Consider the following 9550-nt stretch of genomic DNA (forward strand, 5'->3'; position numbering starts at 1 on the left):
GCGTGGGGGAGCGAAGGGGCGGGGCATGGCGGTCTACCGGGACGGTTCGGACGGTGACGGCCTTGATCTGGACCGCTGGTCGATCCCCGAGTTGCAGCTGCGCCGGTTGCGGGGGGACGTGGACGCTGTCGGGCTGACCGAGGCGTACCTCGACAGGATCGGCCGCGCGGATGGTGTCCTGCGGGCTGTGCTGGCGGTCGATCCGACCGCGTCCGCGCAGGCGGCGGCGTCCGACCGTCGGCTGGCCGCCGGCGCGCTGCGGGGGCCGCTGGACGGGATCCCGGTGCTGCTCAAGGACAACATCGACACGGCCGGCCTGCCGACCACGGCGGGTTCCCGCGCTCTGGCCGGCCGGCGGCCGGCGCGGGACGCGGAGGTGGTGCGGCGGCTGCGCGCCGCCGGGGCCGTGATCCTCGGCAAGGCCAACCTGTCGGAGTGGGCGAATTTCCGGTCCACCGGTGCGGTCGCGGGGTGGTCGGCGGTCGGTGGCCAGACGAGGAATCCTTACGCGCCGGACCGCAGCCCCAGCGGTTCGTCGTCGGGTTCGGCGGCCGGGGTCGCGGCGGGGTTCGCCCAGGTGGCCATCGGCACCGAGACCGACGGCTCGCTCGTGTGCCCGGCGGGGATGAACGGTGTCGTCGGGTTCAAGCCGAGCCTGGGCCTGGTCGGCACGGCGGGTCTCGTACCGGTGTCCCGGGCCCGGGACACTGCGGGGCCCATCGCCCGGAACGTCGGCGATGCGGCGCTGACCCTGTCGGTGCTGCTCCAAGATCACCGCTCGTTGCGCGTCCTCGGTGACCGGCCGGCACTACGGGGGGCACGGATCGGCCTATGGCGGATGCCGGCGTACGGCGCCGGTGTCGACCGGTTGATGACCCGCGTAGCGGATCTGCTGCGGGAGCAGGGGGCGGAGGTGGCCGAGGTGGACATCGAGGTGCGGCCGCTGCTCGATCTGCAGGCCGGGATACTGCCGGGCGAGTTCCGCAGGGACATCGAGAGCTATCTGCGCACACGCGACGACGCACCGGAGGGACTCGCCGAACTGATCGACTTCCATCGCGGCGACCCGCTGGAGCGGGCGTGCTTCTCCGGGCTGGAGCTCTTCGAGCAGGCCCTGGCCGCGCCGGGGCCCGACGACCCAGGGCACCGTGCCCGGCGGGCCGAGCTGGACGAGCGGGCGTCGCGTTCGATCGACGAACTGCTCACGCGTCATCGCCTGGACGCCCTCGCCGCACCCAGCAACCCGCCTGCCTGGCGCATCGACTGCCGCGCGGGAGACGAGGAGTTCGTCCCGACGTCCACCCCGGCCGCCGCGGCCGGCTACCCCAGCATCTCCGTTCCCGCGGGTTTCGTGGGATCGCTGCCCGCCGGCGTGTCCTTCATGGGCGGGCGCGGGGCCGACGCCCATGTGCTGGACCTGGCGGCGGAGTACGAACGGGTGGCCGGCGCGCGCAGGCCACCGCCCGCATCAGCGACGGATCCGGCGTAGGGCCGTGGCGCCGGCCGCGCCGGCGGCCGCGCCGGCGACGACGGTCGCCACCGCACCCAGTGCGGGAAGCCGGGAGGGGCGGCCCGCCGGTGCGAGGGCCGGGGGGAGTCCGCTGGCGGGCACCGGTTCCCGGCCGCTGTCGAGGGCGTGCCGGTACTCCTCCTCGACGATCCGGAAGAACCGCTTGATTCGGCGGCCCTTCATGACCGTGAACGTCGAGCCCGTCGAAACCCAGTACTGCCTGCCGACCTCCCCGTTGAAGAACTCGTTCGACAGCAGCGTGCGAAGGTTCTCCTCTGACAGCACTCTGAGCTCGTACTGCATCAGATAGAAGTAGAGCCACTGGTTGGCGTACAGGTGCTGCCGGACCCGTGTGACCGTGCGCTCCTGGTCGCTGCGCATCTCGGGCCGGGGCCACCCGTTGGCCCACAGGAGGTCCGGGTCGTCCAGCTGCGTCCGGATGAGCTCGAAGTGGAAGGTGCGGATCGCCTGGGCGCGGTTGGTCCGGGAGTCCTTGACGCCCAGCAGCAGGGAGACGGCGATACCGAGGAGGGACATGGCGGTGACCAGGGTCGCCGCGGCGCCGTAGGCATCGCCGATGGCGCCGATCTTGTTCCAGTCGACGCCTCCGGCCTCGCCCAGTTGATACAGGAGCACGGGCGAGGCGGCGACGAGGCCCAGCAGGGCCAGGAACAGCAGCACGCCGCCGCCGACCAGCAGCCCCCGCCGGAGTCGCTGCCGCTCGCCACGTTCCCAGAACGACACATTGGGCAGATCCGCCACTGCCGCATCCTCCCTGACCGCGCCCGACTAGGTACTGCTCGCCACATTCCGACGTCACCTCGATCTGATCGGTTCCGAGGGTCCGGTGCCGTCACCTCCCGCCGAGGGGGACGGTGGTGCCGCCGGAGAACATCGAGTCGTGCAGTTTGACGGCCTTCAGCTTCGTGCCGCGCGGGACGTCGTAGATGAGCTTGCCCTTGACCGAATTCCCGGGGTTGATCTGCTGCAGGAACGACTTGGTGTCCTGCTCCGACCACATTGACGCCTCTGGGTCGGCCTCGAATTCGCGGTTCCTGGTGTCGATGAGCGTCTGATTGTGGTGGGTGAACGTCCGGGCGTTGTCGCCGATGTTCTTCACCGTCACGGAGATGATGACGAACTGGCCCTGGGCGGTGTCGCCGAGGTACTGGTTCCCGACCTGCTTCACGCCCTTCTTCACCTTCGTGACGGTGAAGGCGAACTTGCCGTCCCGGTATTCGCGGCCGACCCCGTTCTTGACCTTCTTCTCCTCGTCCTTGCCGCCGTTCGCGGTGCCCTTGGCCGGAGTCGACGTCTCGGACGTGGCCGCCGGGTCGGAGGAGCCGCCGCTGTTCGCCACGACCGCCACGCACGACACCATCAGGAACAGGGTCGCCACGCATCCGATGAAGGCGTACAGGCATCCCTTGCCGCGCTGCTTCTGCGGCGGGACCGCGAACGCCGGCGGCGGCGGGGGCGGGCCGGGACGCCGCGGGCCGTACGGGCCGTACTGGTCAGAATTCATGTCGTCTCCGGGAAGTTCAGGCGGCGATGCCGCCGGTGCGGTGCCACGCGTGCAGGAACGCCTCGACGAGGCCCTCGGCGCGGGCGGTGGAATCGAAGGTCTCGGTGACGCGGCGCCGGGCGATGGACGCAAGGGAGTCCGCGGTCTCGTTCAGCGGGTGGCCGGAGTGGCCCTTGACGTACTCCAGCCGCAGGCCGGGCCGTCCCACGACCTGCCGGGTCAGCCGGACCAGCGACGGCGCCGCCCCGGACCGCCGGGGCCGCAGGTCGTAGCCGTCCGGCATCAGGCCGGTGTCGCCGCGCCGCCACGCCCGCAGGTACCGCAGCGCGGACAGGCTGTCGACGAGCAGCACCAGGTCCCGGCCGTCCTCGACGCGGTCGAGCAGCAGGCCCACGGCCCGCAGCTCGCTGACCAGCACCCTGCGGGGACCGGTCGGGTCCTGGGGGCCGAACGTCCAGCCGCGCATGCCCCACCGCCCGTCGCCGGCGGCGTAGCCGATCCCGCAGGTGCCGTGCTTCCAGCTCGCGTCGGTGGCGGCGACGAGAGCGCCGGGGGACCCGGTCCATCCGGGCACCTGCCCCTGCGCCGGCGCCCTGCTGTCGCGCACCGCGGGACGCGGCGGCGCCTGCGGGCAGTTCGCGGGGTGCCGCCCGTCGCCGAGGTAGTGCTCGGCCTCGGTGACGAGCACCTCCGCGGTCTCGCCGTCGCCGTGCCGGACGGCGGCGAAGCCCAGCCGCAGCAGCCGCCGCGCGACGCCGCAGCATCCGCACCAGGCGGCCCGGGTCGCGCAGGCGCGCATCCGCTGGGTCCGCCCGGCGAGGCCGGGTGGCATCAGGTGCTGGGCGTCGTCGAACTCGCGCAACGACATCGTCGGGACGTGCATCGTCATCAACTCCCGCTGATCTCGGAGGGGAAGTAGATCGGCTGTACACAGCAAACCACACAGGAGACTGTGAACGCAATCAACCGAAAAATAGCCGTTCACACGAGTGCGCTAGGTGTGTCCTCGGGGCGGTGTCGTGAACGAGATCAACCGCCACATCGGCCGTGGTAGGCGCTAGGGTGGAGATCATCGAGGGCTGTCCGCTGATGGGAGTGCCGGTGCCGAACGACGCGACGGTGACCGCGGCCGATATCGCGCGGCTGGCCGCGGTCGGCCGCGCCGCGGTGAGCAACTGGCGCCGCCGCCACGACGACTTCCCCCAGCCGGTCGGCGGCACGGCGGTCAGCCCGACGTTCTCCCTCGCCGAAGTCGAAGACTGGCTCCGCGGCCAGGGCAAACTCACGGACTCACCCGTCCAGGAGCGCGTCTGGCAAACGCTCCGCGCCGCCGCCTACGGGGACGTCGAACTCGCCGACGTGCTCACCTTCGCCGGCGCCTTCCTCCTCTACCTGCGCGCCGACCCCGGCCACTGGCGCGAGCTGGCGTCCGCGCCGGACGAGAAGATCGCGGGCACCCTCGCCGGCGCCGTCGGCGCCCACACCGACCTGGTACCGGACGTCCAGCCCGCCGACCCCGTCCCCCTGGTCCGCGCCGTGTGCCAGCTGGTCGACGAACTCGGCGTCGCGGAGGCCTTCGAGTTCCTGCGCACCCGCTACCTGGAGCACCACAGCCGCCGCGTCTACCTCACCCCCGAACCGGTCGTGCGGCTGATGCTCGAACTCGGCGGACCCGCCCGCACCGTCCTGGACCCCGCCTGCGGAACCGGCGCGTACCTGGGCATGGCCAACGAGGTGTTCAAGAACGTCGAGCAGCTCCTGGGCCAGGAGATCGACGACACGACGGCGCGCATGTCCGCGATCCAGCTCGCCCTGCGCGGCGCCCCCGCCGAGATCCACGCGGGCGACTCGCTCCTGGCCGACGCCTTCCCCGGACGGACGGTCGACCTGGTCGCCACGAACCCGCCCTTCAACGACCGGGGCTGGGGCTACGAGGAACTCACCGGCGACCCCCGCTGGGAGTACGGGCTTCCACCCCGCATGGAATCGGAACTGGCGTGGCTGCAACACGGTCTCGCCCACGTCCGTCCTGGCGGAACTGTCGTCCTGCTCATGCCCCCGGCCGTCGCGAACCGCCGCTCCGGACGCCGCGTCCGGGCCGAACTGCTCCGCCGTGGGACGCTCCGGGCCGTCATCGGCCTGCCGCCCGGCGCGGTGCCGAACATGGCGGTCGCGCTGACCGTGTGGGTTCTGCGCCGTCCGTCCCCTGGGGACAGCCCTCCGGACGACGTTCTGATGGTCGACACTTCAGCCGACCCGGACAACTTCCAGAAGGTCGCCGCGAACGCCTGGCACCGCTACCTCAAGGGCAAGCCCGATGGGACGGACGCAAGCGTCGTCGTGCGCATCATCGACCTGCTGGACGACGAGGTCGACCTCACCCCCGCGCGTTACCTTCCGCAGCGAAGCGCCCCCGCCTCGGAGGGCTCGTTCATCGCCGCACAGGAACTCCTGCTAACGAAGACCGCCGAACTACGGGATACGGTCGCCGGACTGTCTGCCCTCACGCTGACCCAGGCACGCGACGACACCCCGATGACGACGATCGGTGAACTCGCCAAAGCCGGTGTGCTCCAGATACTCCGTCCCTCTGCGAGGGGCAGCGGCGAAGGAACCGTTCCCGTCCTGACGCTCGAAGACATCGCGCAAGGCAGCGAGCCCACAGGCACAACCGCACCGGACGACGACCACGTACGCGTGACCACCGGGGACATCGTCGTCTCCCTGGCCGCCCGCTATCCGGTGGCGCGCGTCATGCCGGAGGGCGGCCCCGTTCTCGGCCCCGGCCTGGCCCTGGTGCGAGTCGAGCCGTCCCGGGCCGACCCTGATTTCGTCGCGGGCTGGCTGCTGCTGGGCGCGCAGGGCGCCCGCCTCCGCAGCTCCACCTCGTCCGCCCGCTTCGACGTCCGCCGCGCCCGCCTGCCCCGCCTCACCCCGGACGAACAGGCCGAACTGGGCCGCGCGTTCCGGCGCCTCACCGACCTGGAGGCCGCCCTCCGCGAAACCCACGCCCTCGGCGCGGACGTGCTCCGTCTCGGCCTGGAAGGCCTCGGCGCCGGCGCCCTGCGACCTTCCGACTGACGTACGCTGCCGAGGACGGGCAGTGGAGGTGGGCGTTGCGGCGGGGCGATCTCCTCGGGGAACGCGAGCGGTACGAGCTCGATCAGGCGATCGGGCGCGGCGGAATGGGCGAGGTGTGGCGCGCCTACGACCGCTTCCTCGACCGGCGCCTTGCGGTCAAGTTCACCCGCGTCTCAGACGAGTCGCTCGTAGCGCGGTTCGAGCAGGAGGCCCGCAGCACGGCCTGGTTCGAGCATCCCGGCGTCCCGACCGTCTACGACTTCGGCAGCCACGACGGCTGCTTCTACCTGGTGATGCAGTACGTCGAGGGCATGACGGTCGACCACGTCCTCGACGCGGAGGAGAAACTCCCAACCTCGTGGGCCGCGCTGATAGGCGCCCAGGTCTGCGCCGTGCTGAACGTCGCACACCGCCGTCCACTCGTCCATCGGGACCTCAAGCCCAGCAACCTGATGCTCTGCCCGGACGGCTCGCTGAAAGTCCTCGATTTCGGTGCCGCTGTAGGGCTCGGTCCTGGCGACGTACGGCGAACCACCACCGGCCTTGGCGCGCCCTACACGCCCGGCTACACGGCCATGGAGCAGGTGTACGGCAGTCCAAGCCCGCAGAGCGACCTGTACTCCCTCGGCTGCGTCCTCTACGAGACGCTCACAGGCCGCCAGGTCTTCCCCGGCACAACGCCCTACGAGGTGATGCGCCGCCACGAGGACGAGGACCCGACCCCGATCGGCCACCTGCGTCACGACGTCCCACCCGGGCTGGACGCACTCGTCCTGCAACTTCTCGCCAAACAACCAGGCGACCGCCCGCCGAATGCCGACGAGGTGTACCAGCGCCTCCTGGAATTCGTCTCGACCCTCGAACCGCTCCCCGGCATCGTCGACACGGTCGTCCCGGCGGCACATCTGTATGCCAGCGCCGTCAGCCGAATCCAGATCACCGGCCCGCCAACACCGGTCACCCGTATTGAAGAACCAGCCAGGCTCCCCACTCTCGACGCGGTCGTCCAAGCGCGCGCGGAAGCGGGCGGCCTGGCCGACGAAGGCCGCTACACGCAGGCGGCGGAACTCCTGTCCGACCTGACAGAACCGACCCGCCTGGCCCTCGGTGACGAGGACCCCGAGTACATGGGGCTGCGCCTGGACCTCGCCGATGTGCTCTTCCGGGGCGGCAACTACCGCCGGGCCGTCCACGCCTACCGCGCCGCCGCCGTCGCCTTGGCCGAGTGGCACGGCCCCGACGACCCGATCGTCCTGACCTGCCGCGAACAGGAAGCGATCTGCCAGGCCCACCTCGGCGCCACCGGCACCGCCCTGAACCGTCTCCAAGAACTCCTGGACGACCTCTCAGGCGGCAGCCCCTACGACCCCGTGACCCTGCGCATCCGCGAACGCACAGCCCGCCTCAAACTCGCCGCAGGCGACACCGACCAGGCCCGCAAGGAACTCACCGAACTCCTGGACGACCTCACCAACCGCTACGGCGACGACCACCCGCAGACAGACGGCCTCCGAACCCTCCTGCACGACCTCACTCAGGCAGGAACGGACTAGGCGAGCCCAGGCTTGTGGCGGTGGCGGCACCGATGAGTTCCGGTCGCGTTGACGGTCTACCTCGGCGAAGGCGCAACGCGAGGAGGATCTGTTGATCGACATGAAGCCGGCCTGCCGCCAGATGACCGACCTGCTGGCCGCCGTGAGCGACGACCAGCTCGCCAATCCGACCCCCTGTACCGAGTACGACCTCGGCGACCTGATCGAGCACATCGACGAGGTGGCGCGGGGATTCACCGGGATCGCGCGCAATGACGGCGGCGAGCAGGCCACCGCCGTTCGACGGCCGGACCTCGCCGACGGGCCACGGGCCGATGTGGCCAAGCGCGTCCAGGTTCTCGGCGAGTCCTGGGACGACCCGGACGCGTGGCGGGGCAGCACGGAGGGCCCGGGTGTCGAACTGCCGAACGAGCTGTGGGGCAAGATCGCGCTCACCGAACTCGTCGTCCACGGCTGGGACATCGCTCAATCGATCGGGCGCGACATCGACCTGCCTGACGACACGCTGAAGGCGTGTCTCGACCATGTGGCCGAGTTCGTCCCGAACGCCCCCATACCCGAGCTGTGGGGGGACGCGGTTGAGGCGCCCCCCGGCGCGGCCCGCCTGGACCGGATCCTCGCGATCAGCGGGCGGAACCCGTTCCGCTGAACCAGCGGCCGCAGCGGCCTCACGCAGGCAGGAACGGGCTGGGCGTACCCGAGTACGACACGTACAGATGGTCACGCGCCCTGGTGGAGGCCACGAACAACAGGCAGCGTTCCTTCTGGATGTCCTGCGCGTGCGCCTTCGCGTCCTCACCCTCGGGCGTGATGGCCTTAGCCGCCGGCATCGACTTCTCATCGGCCCCGATGACCGCAATGCACCGGAACTCCAGCCCCTTCATCCTGTGCATGGTGCCGACCTGCACGCCTTGCGTCTTGCTCGGCACCTGATACGCGGCGATGCCCTCCTCCTTCAACCGCTTCGCGGCCTTTCTCGCCACCCACACATAGCGGGCCGCGACGCCGATCGCGCTGGGCTCCACATCGGCGTCCAGCCAGGCCCGCACCTGCTCGACGAGCCCGTCCAGCTCCGCGTCCCGGTCCGGGTAACCCTTAACGACCGGACGCTGCCCGTGAATGGGGGACCGGTAGCCGTCAAGCGTGTCCGCGGAATCGTCGAGCCCCTGCGCCGGCGCCAATCCCAGCAACGGCACCGACCAGGCCAGGATCTCCTGTGTGGTGCGGTAGTTCAGCTTCAGTTTCGTGCTGCGCCCCCGCACATTGATGCCGAGACTCGTCAGCGACACGTGGCTGTCGTAGATCCGCTGGTGCGGGTCCCCGACGACGAACAGATCGTCGGGCCCCTCCGCGACGAGGCGCCGCAGCAGCCGCCACTGCGCCGTGTGGATGTCCTGCGCCTCGTCTACGATCACATGGTCGTACTCCGGCCCGGCCACCAACTCGGCCGCCTTATTGGCGAGCTGCGGGAACGTCGACCTCCCCTCGGCCGCGAGCCCGTCCACCACATGCCGGAGCGCACGCCACACCACCGCCCGCTGCGCCTTACCAAGCGGAACACCGCGCCCGGTCCGCGTACAGGCGAGGTACTCCTCCTCGCTCTCAAGACCCTGCGCGAGGATGATCTGCTCCCATTCCCGGCTCAGGAAAGAGATCGAGAACGGCGTCCCCTCCGCCGCTTCCTCCCAGAGCGGATTGAGCACGTCGTCCCCGGCGACCGCGGGCTTGTGGTGCCTGCCCACGACCTCGTAGGAGACGGAATCCACGTTCTTGACGTACACCCGATCCCGCACCTCGGGATCGTCCACCAGCAGCGCGAGCTGCTTCTCCAGCGCCTCGGCCAGATTCCGCGTGAAGGTGGTCAGCAGCACCCGCCCGCCC

8 protein-coding genes are annotated in these 9550 nt (G+C 70.7%); 4 read left to right on the forward strand and 4 right to left on the reverse strand.

Annotation, left to right across the window (positions count from 1 at the left end; genetic code table 11):
- The coding region (locus E1285_RS40270; RefSeq protein WP_207947175.1) for an amidase family protein at positions 1-1489 on the forward strand (1489 nt) is incomplete at its 5' end.
- Here the strand turns inward: E1285_RS40270 and E1285_RS40275 are convergent.
- The 3 genes from E1285_RS40275 to E1285_RS40285 all read right to left on the reverse strand — a co-directional run bounded on the left by E1285_RS40275 (position 1469) and on the right by E1285_RS40285 (position 3924).
- Positions 1469-2272, reverse strand: coding sequence for a DUF6082 family protein (locus E1285_RS40275; RefSeq protein ID WP_132159867.1), 804 nt, complete (start codon positions 2270-2272; stop codon positions 1469-1471). The genes E1285_RS40270 and E1285_RS40275 overlap by 21 nt on opposite strands.
- A 91-nt stretch (positions 2273-2363) precedes the next feature.
- Entirely contained in the window at positions 2364-3035 is a 672-nt protein-coding gene (locus E1285_RS40280; RefSeq protein WP_132159868.1) for a DUF4352 domain-containing protein, read from the reverse strand.
- Positions 3036-3051: 16 nt separating this feature from the next.
- Complete coding sequence (locus E1285_RS40285; RefSeq protein ID WP_132159869.1) at positions 3052-3924, reverse strand: RNase H family protein; 873 nt, start codon at positions 3922-3924, stop codon at positions 3052-3054.
- 173 nt (positions 3925-4097) lie between these two features.
- On the opposite strand from E1285_RS40285, the gene E1285_RS40290 reads away from it, so the two are divergent.
- From E1285_RS40290 to E1285_RS40300, 3 genes are all read left to right on the forward strand, one after another.
- Positions 4098-6116: an N-6 DNA methylase gene (locus E1285_RS40290; protein WP_243723388.1), complete on the forward strand. Its 2019-nt coding sequence runs from the start codon at positions 4098-4100 to the stop codon at positions 6114-6116.
- A 35-nt stretch (positions 6117-6151) separates the two neighbouring features.
- A complete protein-coding gene (locus E1285_RS40295) occupies positions 6152-7669 on the forward strand; it encodes a serine/threonine-protein kinase (RefSeq protein ID WP_132159870.1) in 1518 nt (505 codons plus the stop codon).
- Between the two features lie 100 nt (positions 7670-7769).
- Positions 7770-8318, forward strand: a complete 549-nt coding sequence (locus E1285_RS40300; protein ID WP_243723389.1) for a TIGR03086 family metal-binding protein — start codon at positions 7770-7772, stop codon at positions 8316-8318.
- A 19-nt stretch (positions 8319-8337) separates the two neighbouring features.
- Here E1285_RS40300 and E1285_RS40305 read toward each other — a convergent pair.
- Positions 8338-9550 (reverse strand): 3'-5' exonuclease (locus E1285_RS40305; protein WP_165966959.1); only part of this gene is annotated, 1213 nt, incomplete at its 5' end.

The organism is Actinomadura sp. 7K507 (assembly GCF_004348425.1).
In the GTDB taxonomy this organism is placed as follows: domain Bacteria; phylum Actinomycetota; class Actinomycetes; order Streptosporangiales; family Streptosporangiaceae; genus Spirillospora.